Annotated in this window: 14 protein-coding genes; 7 read left to right on the top strand and 7 right to left on the bottom strand. The window is 61.5% G+C overall.

The window, feature by feature from the left end:
• Window positions 1–405: 405 nt before the first annotated feature.
• From ACFVYC_RS22045 to ACFVYC_RS22020, 6 genes are all read right to left on the bottom strand, one after another.
• Window positions 406–708, bottom strand: coding sequence for a DUF4193 domain-containing protein (locus tag ACFVYC_RS22045; RefSeq protein ID WP_387554329.1), 303 nt, complete (start codon window positions 706–708; stop codon window positions 406–408).
• A gap of 863 nt (window positions 709–1,571) precedes the next feature.
• Entirely contained in the window at window positions 1,572–2,321 is a 750-nt protein-coding gene (locus tag ACFVYC_RS22040; protein WP_387554327.1) for a phosphotransferase, read from the bottom strand.
• Window positions 2,322–2,668: 347 nt separating this feature from the next.
• Complete coding sequence (locus ACFVYC_RS22035; RefSeq protein WP_387554326.1) at window positions 2,669–3,445, bottom strand: hypothetical protein; 777 nt, start codon at window positions 3,443–3,445, stop codon at window positions 2,669–2,671.
• 68 nt (window positions 3,446–3,513) lie between these two features.
• Window positions 3,514–4,566, bottom strand: coding sequence for an ImmA/IrrE family metallo-endopeptidase (locus tag ACFVYC_RS22030; RefSeq protein ID WP_387554324.1), 1,053 nt, complete (start codon window positions 4,564–4,566; stop codon window positions 3,514–3,516).
• Between the two features lie 77 nt (window positions 4,567–4,643).
• Window positions 4,644–5,357: a hypothetical protein gene (locus ACFVYC_RS22025; protein WP_387554322.1), complete on the bottom strand. Its 714-nt coding sequence runs from the start codon at window positions 5,355–5,357 to the stop codon at window positions 4,644–4,646.
• Between the two features lie 116 nt (window positions 5,358–5,473).
• Window positions 5,474–6,706 carry a helix-turn-helix domain-containing protein gene (locus tag ACFVYC_RS22020; protein WP_387554320.1) on the bottom strand — a complete coding sequence of 411 codons (1,233 nt, stop codon included), beginning with the start codon at window positions 6,704–6,706 and terminating at the stop codon, window positions 5,474–5,476.
• Between the two features lie 295 nt (window positions 6,707–7,001).
• Here ACFVYC_RS22020 and ACFVYC_RS22015 point away from each other — a divergent pair, with 295 nt between their 5' ends.
• The 7 genes from ACFVYC_RS22015 (at window position 7,002) to ACFVYC_RS21985 (ending at window position 14,697) form a co-directional block, all read left to right on the top strand.
• Window positions 7,002–9,020, top strand: coding sequence for a P-loop NTPase fold protein (locus ACFVYC_RS22015; RefSeq protein ID WP_387554318.1), 2,019 nt, complete (start codon window positions 7,002–7,004; stop codon window positions 9,018–9,020).
• On the top strand, window positions 9,004–9,729 hold the full coding sequence (locus ACFVYC_RS22010; RefSeq protein WP_387554316.1) for a hypothetical protein: 726 nt from the start codon (window positions 9,004–9,006) through the stop codon (window positions 9,727–9,729). Before ACFVYC_RS22015 ends, ACFVYC_RS22010 begins: the two co-directional genes overlap by 17 nt.
• Complete coding sequence (qatC, locus tag ACFVYC_RS22005; protein ID WP_387554314.1) at window positions 9,726–11,087, top strand: Qat anti-phage system QueC-like protein QatC; 1,362 nt, start codon at window positions 9,726–9,728, stop codon at window positions 11,085–11,087. Before ACFVYC_RS22010 ends, qatC begins: the two co-directional genes overlap by 4 nt.
• Entirely contained in the window at window positions 11,084–11,824 is a 741-nt protein-coding gene (locus ACFVYC_RS22000; RefSeq protein WP_387554312.1) for a TatD family hydrolase, read from the top strand. The genes qatC and ACFVYC_RS22000 overlap by 4 nt, the downstream gene beginning before the upstream one ends.
• A gap of 409 nt (window positions 11,825–12,233) precedes the next feature.
• Window positions 12,234–12,800, top strand: a complete 567-nt coding sequence (locus ACFVYC_RS21995; protein ID WP_387554310.1) for a recombinase family protein — start codon at window positions 12,234–12,236, stop codon at window positions 12,798–12,800.
• Between the two features lie 213 nt (window positions 12,801–13,013).
• On the top strand, window positions 13,014–13,439 hold the full coding sequence (locus ACFVYC_RS21990; RefSeq protein WP_387554308.1) for a YciI family protein: 426 nt from the start codon (window positions 13,014–13,016) through the stop codon (window positions 13,437–13,439).
• A 4-nt stretch (window positions 13,440–13,443) separates the two neighbouring features.
• Entirely contained in the window at window positions 13,444–14,697 is a 1,254-nt protein-coding gene (locus tag ACFVYC_RS21985) for an RNA polymerase sigma factor (RefSeq protein WP_387554306.1), read from the top strand.
• Window positions 14,698–15,003: 306 nt separating this feature from the next.
• Here the strand turns inward: ACFVYC_RS21985 and ACFVYC_RS21980 are convergent, their stop codons facing one another.
• Entirely contained in the window at window positions 15,004–15,261 is a 258-nt protein-coding gene (locus ACFVYC_RS21980; RefSeq protein WP_387554304.1) for a hypothetical protein, read from the bottom strand.
• Window positions 15,262–15,502 lie beyond the last annotated feature (241 nt).

Raw genomic sequence — 15,502 nt, 5'->3', positions numbered from 1 at the left:
TTCTCCAGCTCCGCCTCTCGACAGTGGCACAACGCAAGAACTCAAAGCGGATTCTAGGGAATAGTTCGAAAACGAATATGCACCGTTACCAGTAGCGGCTGAGAGGGGCTCCACGAAGGCCTCCTGGCGAACATTCTGGCGTGCACTCTAGGACTGAATTAATCGCAGCGACTCATCATCTCTTGGCGCGGCTGCAGCCTCTGCCCGGGCACCGGCAATTGGCGAAGATCCAGTCAAATAGCGGTTGACCTGAGCTTCGGTGCATTATGTGCCCCTGCAGCTGGGAACCCCTGTGAAACCGGAAAGGTGGGACTAATAGCCGACGTTATGTAAAGCTGAAGGCAGAACGGGCCGAGAGAAGGCTCCAAAAAGGGCGTGTTTCTTGTACGAAGGCTGTGAGGTGCCTCAGCCTTCGCACTCGATGCAGTACGAATGGCCGTTGCTTTCCCGCGCCAGCTGCGACCGGTGCCGGACGAGGAAACAGGAATAGCAGGTGAACTCGTCCGCGGCCTGGGGAATCACCTGCACGATGAGCTCGTCAGAGATGATTTCCCCGCCAGGTGTCAGCCCTTCATCGAGGGCGTCGGCTTCGTCCAGCTCGGTGACGACGCTGCGCGCATCAGGGGCGTTCGCGGACTGCAAGTCCTCCAGGGAACGGTCCTGGGATTCCTTGACGTCGGAACGGACTTCGTCATAGTCGGCTGCCACGGAGGTGCTTCTTCCTTCTATCGTTTCTCTGATGCCCTTTCCGGACGAGACTGTAACGTACGCGGTCGCGCACTTGTTCCTCAACGTGTGCGAGCCATATTGGCGCACTTGAGGTGCGCGGCCAGCACTTCCGCCCCGCAGATCAATAAATACGTCAGGACGTAATTGGTGCTCCAGGCTTCAGAACGCGGTCCGCCAGAATGGCGAAGCTCCGGTCAAATAGCGGTTGACCGAAGCTTCGGTTCATTATGACCCCTGCAACCTGAGAAACTGCTGGGAGCCGGTAACCCACAGGCTCAGCGCCGCCGCTCCGCACGTGTAAGACCAAGGGGGAGCCAAAAATGAACCAGCCGCCACTCCCCCGCCACTGCCTCTTAGCGAAGGACGCCCCAACCCGGGAATGTTGCTGCCGCTGCTTGTCGGGCCGATAGCCGGCTTATGTAAAGTAACAGTTTTGGAAGGCCTCGCTGACCTGGGTAACGGGAGACGATTAACTGTCTCGTTCAGCGAGCAGATACTTTTCGGGATGCTGCAGATCTGCTTCTGCTTGAGACCGGCAGCTGGCTTGGCGGTGGCAAGTGGGTTATCCGCCGGCTGGCCGCAAGCAATCATGAGGTAGCTGTCCGTCTCCTGGCCTGGGCCGCTGACCCAGCCCGCGATCCGGAATCACTGATCGGTCTCGCGCACGACGTACTCGACATTTCAGGCGGTTACGTCCAGGAGGGTTTCACCCGCGCCAGGGTGACCTGAGCGGCACCTAAAACACATGTGTACTCCCCTACGCGTGTGGGGTATGCGTTAAGGATCAGATCGTCAGGCACGGAATGAATCCAGGGAAAGCCCCAGCGCGGTCCCGCCGGTTCCTACGCAAGGGCGTGTTCCCAGACGGCTTGGTTTTCCAGGACGTATTCAGCAGCTGCCCGCCAGTGCTCTCCATGGCCATTGACGTACATGTCGGCCCAGGGCTGGAACCCGGTCTCGTGCGAGGACTTCAGAAGGTCGTACATCGCGGCCGTTCGTTTGGCCATCGCCCCGGGCAGGGCCTTACGCAGTTCCTCGTCGGCTCCATAGCCGTCAACGACTGCCCGCAGTCTTAGCGCAGCTTCGTCTACCGGCTGGCCGGCGAAGAGCACGCCGAAAGACTGTACGGCGTATGCCAGATCCCACAGCTTGGTGCTCGGCCCAGCGGCATCCCAGTCGATGAAAACCCAGCGCTCCCCCATAATCAGGTTCCACGGCGCGAGGTCGTTGTGGCACATCAGATCAGGGTTCTCCGCCGGCAGCAGCTGGTTCCAGCCCTTTGTGTCGGGTAGCTCCATGCTTTCGCTGGCATCATGAATCTGTCGGATCAGCTGGCCCACGCGCAGGAGATCGTTGTGACGGAGCGGCAGTTGATCCAGCGCGGACACGCCTTCGACGAACTCGATGACGTGGCGCCCGTCCTTGTCCCGGCCCAGGGGCCGTGGAACATCAACACCTGCTGCGCAGAGCACGCCGAGGTAGCTCTGCACGGCAGCAGAATTGTGCAGCCACGGCTTCCGGACGGTGTTGCCGATACGCACTACGCTTTCCGAAGCATTGCCACCGGTCAGTTCTTGTTCTTCTGCAGTCACGCAGGGAACGCTAGTTCTCTTGGAGGACGAGGACCAAAAGGCTCTCGTGCAGATCGTCCCCCATATTCTTCCTCTTGACTTGAATACAGTCGAACGTGAGGGCTCATTCGGGTCGTTATAAGAGAGCCCATGGCAACGGCTCCGATCAAACCGTCGGCCGTCGCGGCACCCTTTGCCAGCTGAGTTCGGGGTGTTCCGCGCCTGTCAAAGCGGCCGGACATGCGAAGAACTCCCTAAACGAGCGTTTGTAGTCGCGGTGCCGTCAACTGTATGTCTACTGCATTGCAACTACTGGACGCCTGGCTGCGGCCGACATTCGGAACGAACACTGCTTCCTGGCTGAAAAACTAACTAAAGGCCATCCGCCAAGGGGATCCGCCGGTCCAGCCGATACCTTCCAGAAAGATGTCTTCTGCAGCTTCTATGGCATCGTCCAGCGAAGGATCGTCCGGACTGATCTCCGCGAATAAATAGTCCGTCCAATGGCGCTCCTTCCGGGACCATTTGGACAGCAATCCGGGATACCAATAGACCCACAAGTAGTCCAGGGCTACATGTTCATCCAAGGCGGGCAGTAGATGCCCGATCACCGGTCCCGCGGTGATGAGCTCCAACGCAAACCCGTCCATGGGATGAATGATCAAGAAGGCATTCCGGGACATGTCGGAGGATCCGACTTTGTGTTGCAGGGCCTCAGCTGCCTCCATGATCTTCTTCGAGCCCAGTTCGAGAATCTCGAAGGCATTCTGTATTTTGACCTGGTACGTGTCGCCCAGCCTCATGTTGTACTCGTGCTTGCGCCACTTTCCAGGGAGCGACTTTACCTCTACAGCTGCGCGGAGCGACCCGCCGAACGGCCAGAGCGGTGTTTGAGCGCTGGTGCGCTGGAACACAAGGTCGACCCCGCCGTCTTCGTCTACCTCCACGGGCAGGAGATACAGAGCTGTCATGAGAATCGCCGCAATATGCTCCCCGGATCGCACCTTCAGCTTCTCGGCTTCAGGCATCTGAACCAACTGCTGCGCGGCATCAACCAGGGCCGCGGCAGGCGTGGCCACCACAGAAAGCCCTTTGGGTTCACGGTCCCGCGGAGGTTCTCCCCAAATGCTTGTTTCGCTGCGCATACTCGTCTTTCTGACCCCTCAACGAGGTCCGGACTGTTGAGGTCGCCTACCCGTATCCGGGCTTCCCGTCAGCGAACCAGCGTAAGCTTCGGCCGCTCGTCTACAAGCCCCAGCACTTGCCGAACCCGTTCCGGAGCCCATCTGAGCTCATTTGCCAGATCGGCCACAGCAAACCCGATTTTCTCAGCAACTTTCATTGCCTCGGTCAGCAGCATCGGGACTTCTCCCGGGTAGTCCGCCACGGACGCCTCCTGCCGGTTGCCGGACCTTAGTTTTTGGTACGCACGCCGGACGGAAACATCTGAAGCGCCCTTGAGTTCCTGCATGCGAAACACCAGCGCCTCCGACGAAACACCCCACGTCTGGCTGATCTGGCCAAGCCGTGGAAGGTTCATGGTGGCAGGGAGAACCGGCTCTATTTCGGCCCGCGGCATAAGAAATTCAGCAGCAAATGCATCAGCTTCGCGTTCCTGCCGTGGGTCCCCGACAGCGAGTTCGCGATGGAGGATGAGATGGCCAAGTTCGTGGGCGCACGTAAACCTGTGCCGGTAGACAGAACGGGCCCTTTCCGGGGTCACGACGACGATGGGGCGGTTCAGTGCTGCCGTAGAGAATGCATCCACCCGCGCGGTTTCGTCTTCGTCGCCGCGGAGAGTGAGAACCGAGACGACGATGCCGTTGCGCTCCATGAGTTCCACCAGGTTGGGAACCGGGCCGCTGGGCACCTCCCAGTAGGCTCTGAGGGCCCTGGCTGCTTCTATGGGGGACATGCTGCTGTCCGCTTCGTTGAACGGAACATTCACATCCGGGAAGGCCACCCGCTTTTCGAGCGCGAACGTTACTTCCCACACCTGTTCGACAAAGGAAGTTGCCTTGAGCCGCTCCGACGCGCGCGTCGAGCGAAGACTGCGGAAATGGGCCTGGGAGACGTCCAGTTTTCCTATCGGCCTGCCCATGGCAAAAAAAGCAACAGGCTGTCCCAGCTCCTTGGCCAGCAGGCCCAATATTTCAGGACGTGGTGTCACGCCGGCCTCGTATTGGCCGATGGCAGCGCCTGACACACCAACCGCGTCGCCCAGCGCTTGCTTGGTAATCCCTGCCAACCGCCGCGCCTGCGTCAACCTGGCAGGATCAAAGTGATCTCTGACAGCCTGGGACGACATCAGTTCTTCGGTTGAGAACAGAGTGAGCTGCCTGGTCATGATCCGGATGCTTCCTTAGGCATCAGGTTGAAGCCGCGGCGGGGCTCGGAATCGAAGCTCTTCGGCTCCGACTTTGCTGCTGCATCCGCCGAGTCCGCATGGAAGAGCTCCTGGGTGTTCTGCAGGATAAGCGTGCCGTCCTCATCCAACTGGGCATCAGCCCACACTGCATGGTGCAAGGCCTGATGGTTGCTGGCATAGGCAACGACTACTACCGGGTGATGCTTAAGCGACTCGGAATCCTCCAGCTCCTCCAGAGCGTCAACGAGTTCGATTTCCTCGGGCGTCAGGGTGGCGCGGGCGCCGTCGCCGAGGTCGAGCATTCCCTGTGAGGGGCCCACCGGCATGGAAAAGGTGCCGATCCGGGAATCCGACGTCCCATACTTCTGCTGGTGCAGGTCAGCCGTGGCCAGCCTGGAGTACCGCCAGGGAACGAGAGCCGTGCCGTTGACGACGAGCACCTTGGGCTTGCCCTTGCCGGGCCGCTTGAATTCAACTCCCTCAAGTCCCGCCAGCGCCTCCTCGAGCCTCTCCTGGACGGTGTAGCTCACCTGACCGTAGGACCGCTTATGCTTCGACTTGATCAGCGCCTGGCCGTCGGCATGCTCATTGTGGCAGTTCGTAAGAGTGGTCAGGATGATCCCAGGAAGGCTCTTTCCGTGGGCACTAAAGCGACGAAACGACCATTCGATGTCGACCGCGTTCTTCAAAGCAACCTCCTGTAGTTTTCTACCTGAAACCTACACGAGCACTTTAGAAATATCCAAGAACGCGACACTCTTGGGCGTGTCGCCTTTCGGCCGGGTGCCATGAGGGGCCGACCGGATCAAAACTCGGCCTTTAAGTAGCGCTTCCCCAAATCCATGGATCCGCCCTGGTTCATGATGTCCAGAGCCAGACTGCGGACCGTCTCCAATGCTTCGTCATCACGAATGTTGGCGGCGAGAATCCCGGTCACCGGCTGGAACTTATGGATACCGGTCAGGTGGTCACGGTCACGCAGGTGGTCGGCGCCCTTCTCGAAGGTCCGGATGAATATGGGCAGGTCGCCTCCGGTGCTTATAAGCAGGCTGATTTCGAAATCGCTGGTCATGTCCAGCCGCTCGGCTGTAGCTCGTGCAAGATGGACGATGTGGGCTGAAAGCTGTTGGGCATCCCTGGCATGGACGTCGTTCGGTTCGAAACCTTTTCCTTTGACAAGGGCCTGGTAAGCCACGCTCACGCTTCCATCGTCGTGGATTTCGACGACTCCGGAGGCTTGACCCCCATGCCCGCCTAAAGAACGCCATTTCCGATACCCGGCGCGGGCATTTGAATCGACGTAGTCCAATCCGTCCCTGCCCTTCAGATAGGGGTTCCCGTGCACCAGGGACGCCAAAATGCTCCCGGCATCCTCCCGGCTGATCCGCCCCGCATATGCAGGACGGGGGCTTGTGGGACGTGCCGCCGCAGCAAGTACGGTTCCGTCGCTTAGGCCGCTCATGGTTTGGTCAAGGAGGTCCGCCAGATCCCTGGAGTTGTTCCTGCGGTCCTCGAAGCGCGCGCGGTAGGCCTGTTCGATGTCCCGCTCGCTCATGAACACGGTTTGGGCGCCGTAACGTCGCGGCGCTCTGAAGGCATCATCCTTCATGGCAAGATGCGGCATCTCCAGACTTGCCGGCACCGACAGGATCACGGCAAGGGAGCCGTCGTTCTGGTCTTCCAAGGGAATGAACTCCAGGCCGTGAACCGGCGGCTGGATAAGGGAATACGCCCAGCCCCTCAGTTTCCGCTCGATGGCATCCGTCCACGCCTCTACGGAAACTATGTCCTTCGCCGCGCTGCTGGCCCTGTCTTCGGCCACGCCGTAGACAATCATCCCTCCGCCACCGTTGACCATGGCTGCAACATCCTTGGCAAACTCCTCAGGTGCTTTGGGATTACGGCTGTCAGGCAGCCTCTCCTTCCAGTCGAGGTCGCCTTTTTCCGTCACCTGCCGCTCGATAGCGCTGTGGACCATAGCGAACGCCAGCTCGGAAGGAGGGAGCCCAAGGGCGCGGTGCAGAGGTGTGAAAGCCATGGATGAAATTCTTGCACCCTGGTCCGTGGCCCCTTGACCTCCTGCTTCACCACAACGCCGACAACTTCGGATCCCGCGGAGCTCATGCAAGGGAGGTTGTGGCAGAGGTGGCGCCCTCAAGTCAGGGTCATGCTGCGGTCCGCGCACGGGGTGTGACACGACCCCGGCGTCCTGGTTCGCATCAGACGCAGGGCGCCTCGATAGGATTCAGGAAACACAATGGGGGACTAAGTGGAACATACCGACAGCCATCTCGTAAGAGGTCCTGCAGGCGAAAGCCGCGTCAGGAGGACCCATGTGGGCTGATAATGAAGCGGATCTGGACCTGCTGGGCTTCGACTTCCTCGTCGACGAGCTCGTAATCGCTTTAACCGAACCCCGGCTGCTCCCTTTGACGATCGGGGTGCTCGGGGACTGGGGGTCGGGCAAGAGCAGCCTGATGCAAATCGCTGCCCGGGAGCTGAATGACCACTACGAAGAAAGGGCTCAGGCCGGCGGTGAGGACCTCGCCAACGCTCCTTACCTGACCATCAACTTCAGCCCGTGGCAGTACGAGGATCATAACGACGTCAAAATCGCCCTCATGTCCGCAGTCCTCGACGCGATCTCGACCCGTGTCCCCGACGCTGAAGAGCGGGTCGGGCGCCTCCGCAGGATTCTGGACAAACTGGGACGGCTCGGCCGGCGCGTCGGGCGTGCAGGGGCCGGCGCCGCCCCGACGGTGCTGCCGATAATTCTGCAAGGTGCCATGCCGGAGATGGATTCCGGCACCATGGAGCTTGTAACAGCTGCCACCAACGCCGCAGCCTCTGAAGCTCATAAGGCTCTCGATGACCCATCGCCGCATCAGCCGTCCGTTGCAGGGAACCCGGGAACGCCGACAGGCGACGTCGATATGTTCCGCCGGGAGTTCGCGGCGCTGGTAGAAAACATCCCGGGCTGCGAGGCCGTCATCGTCTTCATCGACGACCTCGACCGCTGCCTGCCCGAAACCGTGGTGGACACTTTCGAGGCTATCCGGCTGTTCCTGAACACCCCTAAGACGGCCTACGTTCTGGCCTTGAACCAGAACGTCGTGGAATCCGCAGTCGACTCGCGTTATCCGGAACTGCGCAAGCAGGATGGGGCCGGCATCGGTCGGGACTATCTGGAGAAGATGCTCCAGCTCAAGATCGCCATCCCTCCCCTGTCGGCGCCCGAAGCCGAAACGTACGTGAACCTGCTCTTCGCTGAACTGCATCTAAACGACGAGGAGTTCGCGAAAGTCCTCAAGCAATCCGTCGAAGTACGACGGGGAAATGGCCTGGCTGTAGCTTTCAACACCGGTATCGCCGGTGACGTTCTGGGGGACATTCCAGCGAAGCTCGCGGCGGACCTGAAGTGGGCCGCCGACATCTCCCCGGTAATGGGAGCTTCCCTGCGTGGTAACCCACGCCAGCTGAAACGGTTCCTGAACAATCTCCTCCTGAAGCATCGAAGCGCGGTCCGCCGCGGAGCCGCCCTCGAGCTCCCTGTCCTGGCGAAACTGATGGTTTTGGAGGATCAATACAACACCGACTTCCAGAAGCTCTTCGATTGGGATCTGGCAGCCGGCGGAGCCTGTTCCGAAATAAAGGATGCTGAGGCTCATGCCCGGATCATGCCCGGCGGAGTAGAGGCCCCCAAAACAGCAGGGAAGACACCGGCTGGGGACCCACAACCGACGAGGAACGAAAGCCGGGCAGCCACCAAGGAGGCCCCCGCCGCTCCGCTGAACGAAGCCCGGAACTGGGCCAGCAAGACCCACATCGCCGAGTGGCTTCGGGCAGACCCCGCGTTCGCGGGCATCGACCTGCGCCCCTACTTCACCTACTCACGGGACAAGCTGTCCTTCGGAGTGTCCGCGTCCCGTCTCGCACCCCATTTGCAGCGCCTGATCACCGACGTTCAGTCCGACATCGATGCGAGCCGGCGCCAGCAGTACGCTGCGGTCTCGGCCCTGGACTCCAATGACCGCGCTCAGTTTGTCGAAGCGCTCCTTGAGCGGGTTCAGCGGGATCCATCGTCCACGGCGCTGACGGCGGTCCTGGAACTGGCGGAAAAGAACCCGGACATGGTCTCTGCGGTGTCGTCTGCCCTGCAGCGCATACCGCCGTCAGCAATTCCGGTCGTGGCCGGCTCCATGGCCGTCCGCCGTCTGCCTCGCGGAAACGCCGACGTCGCTGCTCTTTTCGACAGGTGGGAAACCAGCGAGAACGTAAAGCTCCGTACCGTCGTCACACAAGCCCGCAAAGCTTCGGAGACGAAAGGCGGACCAGGTGGGAACTTCCGCTGACCGTTCCGCGGGTAAAGGTGGAGACTGGACACCGCTCAAACATGCCACGGCCACCTATGTCCGTGGCCTTGGGAACCGCGGCTCCACAGACCGGGCAGGCCGCGTTCTCGGACGTCACGTTCCACTGCTTGGCGGCACGCGCGGCGCTGTCTCATCTGCCCGTGCCGGCACCGCCGGCATCAGCCGCCTCGGAGGTTTGCTGGCCGGTCTTGGCACGGGACCGGCAGGCGAGGCATTCACGTCCCTCGGCTTGTCCCACCTCGTCGGCCAGGACAGATTCACGGTCCTCGACGAGCTTGTCACCTTTATCGCGGGCACCGGTGACGACCTCGACTCCGTCGCCGCACGTGACGCCGCCTGCGACGTGCTCGACGAAGTGTTCGGCGACGCGGATTCGTGGGAGGAACTCAATGAGGTCAGCGTCAGCCGTGAGCAACTTGGAACGGTACTCGAACGCTTTCTCTCGCTCTACGTCTACAACCGCGTTCCTGTCGTTGCCGAACGCCTCAGCCGCATGACTGACCCTACCGCCATGCGGCAAGCTGACCAGGAAATGCGGCAGATCATTGCAGATCTGGTCGCCATCCACCTGCCGTCAGACCCGTTCGCTCTCGACTGGAGCGGCCCGGAGGGCCGCGCCATAGCCGAGCGTGCGGTCACGTCGACCTACGAACTCCTGACCGCGCTCGATGGCGAGGACCAGACATGACCGAATACCTTGTACGGACTGAACTCACCGCGGCGTTGAACGTTCCTGCTGACTCCCGCCTGCTGGACTGGGCACCAGGGAGCACCTCCGCGACGATCCAGTTCGGAAACCGGGCTGGATCGGAGTTCTTTACGGGCTGGCGCGCCCCTCGGGAAGCTCTCGACCTGTTCCTGCTGGGAGCGGCGCTGTACTGCGCCGACAAAACCACGCTGCGCTCCCCCTCGGTCGACGTATGGACTCGGGACATCTCCATAAAGCTGCCGGTACAGGACGAAAGCGCCTGGCGCGACGCGCATTGGGACAAAACGCTCAACTTCCTCACCGGCGACCAGTGGACGATCACCCCCTACGCCGGGCAAGGTTCGCCGTTGAAGGGAGTGCGTCTGGTCCCGGACGATGTGACCCCGGTAGGCGCCATCGACGCTGTGAGTCTTTTTTCGGGAGGACTCGATTCCCTCACCGGTGTCATCGACCTGCTCGAAGAGGACCCGGACCGGCGGCTTTGCCTCATCTCCCACAACGAGGGCGATCAGGCGTCCACAGCCCAAAAGAAGCTCTTGAACAAATTACGGTCCCGCTACGGCGGGGAGCGGCTGCACGTGAGGCGTTTGTTCCTGCGCCCCGCACCGGCCACGAGGCAGCAGGCACGTCCGCTACCCGAATACCGGGAGACGACGACGCGGTCACGATCCATGTTGTTTCTCACTGCGGGGCTCGCTCTGGCTGCCTCGGTCGGGCCCGATGTGCCGGTCTATATCCCTGAAAACGGCTTCATCGGAATCAATGTTCCGCTGACCCGGTCACGTTCGGGAAGTTACAGCACACGCACCACGCACCCCTACTTCATCGACATGCTGCAACGGGCGGCCCGAGAGGTAGGGGTGGGCAACCCGATCCTCAATCCATTCAGGCTGCAAACCAAGGGCGAGATCCTCGCCGGCTCCCGCAATCCCGGGCTGCTCAAGGAGCTGGCACCCGACAGCATTTCGTGCTCCCATCCAGAAGCGGCACGCTACGCGGGCCGCCAGCAGGGGAACTGCGGATACTGCTTCCCTTGTCTGATCCGGCGGTCGTCCATGGCCTATGTCGGATGGGACGGTCCTGCCGGTTACGCGTGGGACGCTCTGAGCGGTAAAGGCCTTTTGGACCGCGACACACGAAGAGCCGCGGACCTGCGGGCCGTCATAAACGGTGTTTACGCGGACCGGCCGGACCGCGACGTCCTGCGCAACGGGCCCACCCCGAACGGGGAACACAGGGACTTTCTGCGGGTGTGGCGGGGAGGCATTGCCGAGTTGCGGTCCTGGTTCGACGGCGCTACCGGCGAAACCGAACGGCTCATAAGGGGGCTGAAGTGATCCCGGAACGCCTGCTCGACACCCATTGCCATGTCAGCGCCTATGACGACCCGGTAGCAGTGCTCGGTGCCGCGGAGCAGGCCGGCATCGCGGTGGTTGCCATAACCGAAGACCCCGATGAATACCGGCGGCTCAAGACCCGTCTCGGACGGAGGGAATACGTCGATGTCGCAATAGGCCTGCATCCTCTCCGCGCAACAACCTTCGGACCGAACGAGCTGGCCCGCTTCTTTCGACTCCTGCCCCAATCCACATGGATCGGCGAGGTGGGACTCGACTTTTCCCGCGCCGGAGCAGGGACGGCCAGGGCTCAACAAAAGGTCTTTGACATCGTCCTCGCCGAAGCATCGCGCGGGCATCACCCGCTCTCGGTGCACAGTCGAGGCGCCGAAAAGGAAGTGATCCGGAAGCTGGCCGACGCAGAAGCACCTGCCGTTCTTCACTGGTACACAGGGCCACTGACGCTTGTGAACGAGGCGGTCGCGTCGGGCTTGTACTTCTCGTTCAACATCGCCATGACACGCTCTCGAAAATTTCCTTCCCTGATACAGGCAGTTCCCCGAGATCGTGTCCTTTTGGAGACAGACGGCCCATTCGCAAAGGTCCAGGGCCGTGCAGCCCATCCGCACGAACTCAACGATGTCGCCACGGCTCTTGCGCAGGCGTGGGGAATGAACCTCGGGGAGACGACAAGGACCATCATCGCGAACCAAAACCGATTCCTTGCCCAGAGTTGACTCTTCGCCTGCCTCCCAGCCCTGTTTAAGCCAGGCCCGCGCGACGGCGTAGCCGGCGGACTTCAGGAGGTTGTTCCGTGCCCGGTCATAGCGCGGGGTGGACCGCGGATCGCCGTGGGCCATGCTGTCCTGCAACGCGTGAAGTGAGGTACCGCTGTCCAGGGCACGCGTGCCGGAAGCTGTGCGGACTATGCGACCGGCCGCTAGAGGTGGGCGGTTACCTTCACCCCTAGCCCTTTCGGATACTGGTAAGCGTCCATATTCTATTTCGAACTATTCGCACCACCTGAAGACGCTATTCGTCGCGTTGGGGCACACCCCAACCGGACAAGCCGGGGCTTGTATGCCTTGACTTTTTTCTTGAATGGGCCTAGAACTCAACCTGACAGGATGAGGGTTGGAGGCAGCAATGGGTGGTCAGCGGATCGGGTACGTACGCGTGAGCACGCTGGACCAGAACGAGAAACGGCAGCTCGAAGGCCAGGTTCTGGACCGGGTCTTCACGGATAAGGCTTCCGGCAGGGACACATCCAGGCCACAGCTCACGGAATTGCTGCGGTTCGCCCGGGACGGGGACACCGTCGTGGTGCACAGCATGGACCGGCTCGCCCGCAACCTCGACGACTTACGTGCCTTAGTTCAAGGCCTGACCCGCAAGGGCGTGCGGGTGGAGTTCGTCAAAGAGAGCCTTGTTTTCACCGGGGAGGACTCCCCTATGGCCAACCTCATGCTTTCCGTCATGGGTGCCTTCGCTGAGTTCGAACGTTCCCTCATCAGGGAACGCCAGAGGGAGGGCATCGCCCTGGCCAAGCAGCGCGGCGCCTACAAAGGACGGAAAAAGACTCTCACGCCGGAACGGGCCGCCGAACTGGTTACCCGCGCCGGCAGCGGTGTTCCCAAAGCTGTCCTTGCCCGTGATTATGGGATCAGCCGAGAAACGGTCTACCAGTATCTGCGGCACGCCCAGCTGGAGTGAAGCACTCCCCCGTCGGTGTCGGGGTCGTACCGTACTCGGTGGGGAGAGGAAAGTCCGGCCGGTGCTCGTGGTTGCCCTGGCAAGACGGGGAAAACTTTGCCGTGGCGCTTCTGTGGATAAGAATTTTCCTATTCCTTGTCGATCCGGTCCTTCCCTGTTCGACGCGATAGTAGAAGGACGCATCAGGCGTCCTCAGTACGAAGGAGAAGAACAGTGAAGTTCATGCTGATTATGCGCGCTACCGATGAGGCAAAAAAGGCGTACGAAACCGCCGATATCGAACAGATCATCAACGCGATGGGCGCCTACAACGAATCGCTGATGAAAGCCGGGGTGCTGCTCGCCGGTGAAGGGCTTTCCGATGACATGAGCGAAGCGTTTGTTGTCGACTTCTCGGCCGAGCAACCCATCGTGACCGACGGTCCCTATGGGGAAACCCACGAACTGTTCAACGGCTTCTGGATCATCCAGACCGCCAGCAAGGAAGAAGCGGTCCAGTGGGCCAGCCGCTGCCCCCTGGGCCCGGGCAACAAACTCGAAGTCCGCCGCGTGACCGATATGAGCGACTTCGAGGACTTCTCCGACAATGAGTTCCTCCAGAAGGAAGCCGGCTGGCGCGAGGAACTCAACCAGCCCTAGCCCCATGGCCGACAAACATACCGTCACCTCCACACCCGCCGTCCAACGCACGTTGGACGCGGTATGGCGGATCGAAAGCGCACGGATAGTCGCAACGCTTGCCAAGGTAACCGGCGACGTCGGCCTGGCTGAAGATCTCGCCCAGGAAGCCCTGATCGACGCGCTGACACAATGGCCCGAGTCGGGCGTCCCGGATAACCCGGGCGCCTGGCTCACGGCCGTGGCTAAACGCAAGGCGATAGATGCCTGGCGCCGCCGGGAGCGGCTCGACGAACGCTACCGAGCGATAGCCCACGACCTCGCGGAGATGACCGAGGACCAGTGGCAGCCGATCCCTGATGACGTGCTCAGGCTCGTCTTCATCGCCTGCCACCCCGTGCTTTCCCGTGAGGGGCAGGTGGCCTTGACGCTGCGAACCGTCGGTGGGCTGACCACCGAGGAGATCGCACGGATGCTGCTCGTTCCTGTCGCCACCGTCCAGCAGCGCATCGTCCGGGCAAAGAAGACCCTGTCGGCCGCTCAGGTGCCCTTCAACAGCCCTGACCCTAACGAGTGGAACGCGCGCCTGGGCGCGGTACTGGCGGTGCTGTACCTGATCTTCACGGAAGGCTATGCCGCCACCACCGGTGACCGGTGGATCCGGACCGAGGTGGCCAACGAAGCGCTGCGTCTTGGCCGCGTGCTCGCCGGCCTGCTGCCGCGGGAGCCCGAAGTTTATGGACTCGTGGCGCTGATGGAGTTCCAGGCGTCCCGGTTCGCCGCGCGCCTCGACCACGACGGCAGCCCTGTCCTGCTCGCTGACCAGGACAGGTCACGCTGGGACAGGACGCAGATCGGCCGTGGCCGTGCGTCCCTGGCACGTGCCGACGCGCTCGGCCGCGGAAGGGGAAACTACTGCCTGCAGGCTGCCATCGCCCAATGCCACGCGACCGCCCGCAGCTTCGAAGAAACCGACTGGAACAAGATCGTGCTGCTCTACGAAGCCCTCGGACGCCTGGCACCGGGCCCCGTCGTCGAACTCAACCACGCCGTTGCGGTTTCCATGGCCACCGGACCTGCCGCCGCCCTCAAAATCGTGGACCGCCTCGCTGCCGAGGGCGCCCTCCGCCGCTCACACCTCCTGCCAAGCATCAGAGGAGAACTGCTCACCAAACTCGGGAGAACCGACGAAGCCAAAACCGAACTGCTGCAGGCAGCCGCACTCACCGCCAACGACAAACAAAAAGCAGTCCTGCTCGCCAAAGCAGCCAACCTCTAATCCTGCCGAAGGTGCCCGTGCCTGCAAAAAACCTCCGATGCAGGATCCGGCGCGGAGAAGCAGGCCGCCCCGTCCACAACCGGGGACAATTCCCGGAGGTTACCCACCGCTACTGCCGCCAGGGAGCTACCCCATCGGCTCCCAACTCCAGCCGTGGATAACCCGAATTGACCCCAACCATGGACGGCGCAAAGTCGCCCTGGGTCCGGCCGCCGTGCGAGAAACAAGGGAAAGGTCCGGGCAGGTTGACAGAAGGTCCACTATCAGCCGACGGTAGTCGGCTTTTCAACCAGTGTCTAAAACGGGTTAGACGATTGCCGGCGCGCTGGCCAGAATGTAGTCCGCTGCTGCCGGTCCAGTCATGGCCAGGGTGTTCTTTCCGGGGACAATGCCCCTGGGGCCCAGGGCCTCAAACAGTGCGTCAGCAGATTCTGCAGGACATGAATTGAGCAGGCACCAGCTGGTGTACAGCCCGAAGAGCTCTTCGCAGTTCAGGCCTGCATCGCTTCCAGGGTCAGCGCTCACCGCGTCTTTGAGGAAGTCATCGAAATGGGTTGTGCTCATGGTGGCGCCTTTGCTTCGCAGGTCCTGCCGGTTGGCTTGCTCGCCCACGGCGCAGCCAATGTGGATGTTGCCCTGAAGCTATCCGCAGCGGCCGTCCTTGTCTAGTCATACGGCTCCGTAGGCCACCACGCGGTTGCCTGAAGCAACTACTGGTAACGGTGCATATTCGTTTTCGAACTATTCCCTAGAATCCGCTTTGAGTTCTTGCGTTGTGCCACTGTCGAGAGGCGGAGCTGGAGAA

It is taken from the genome of Pseudarthrobacter sp. NPDC058329, from assembly GCF_042879835.1.
In the GTDB taxonomy this organism is placed as follows: Bacteria; Actinomycetota; Actinomycetes; order Actinomycetales; family Micrococcaceae; genus Arthrobacter.
This window is presented reverse-complemented; position numbering and strand designations above follow the sequence as displayed.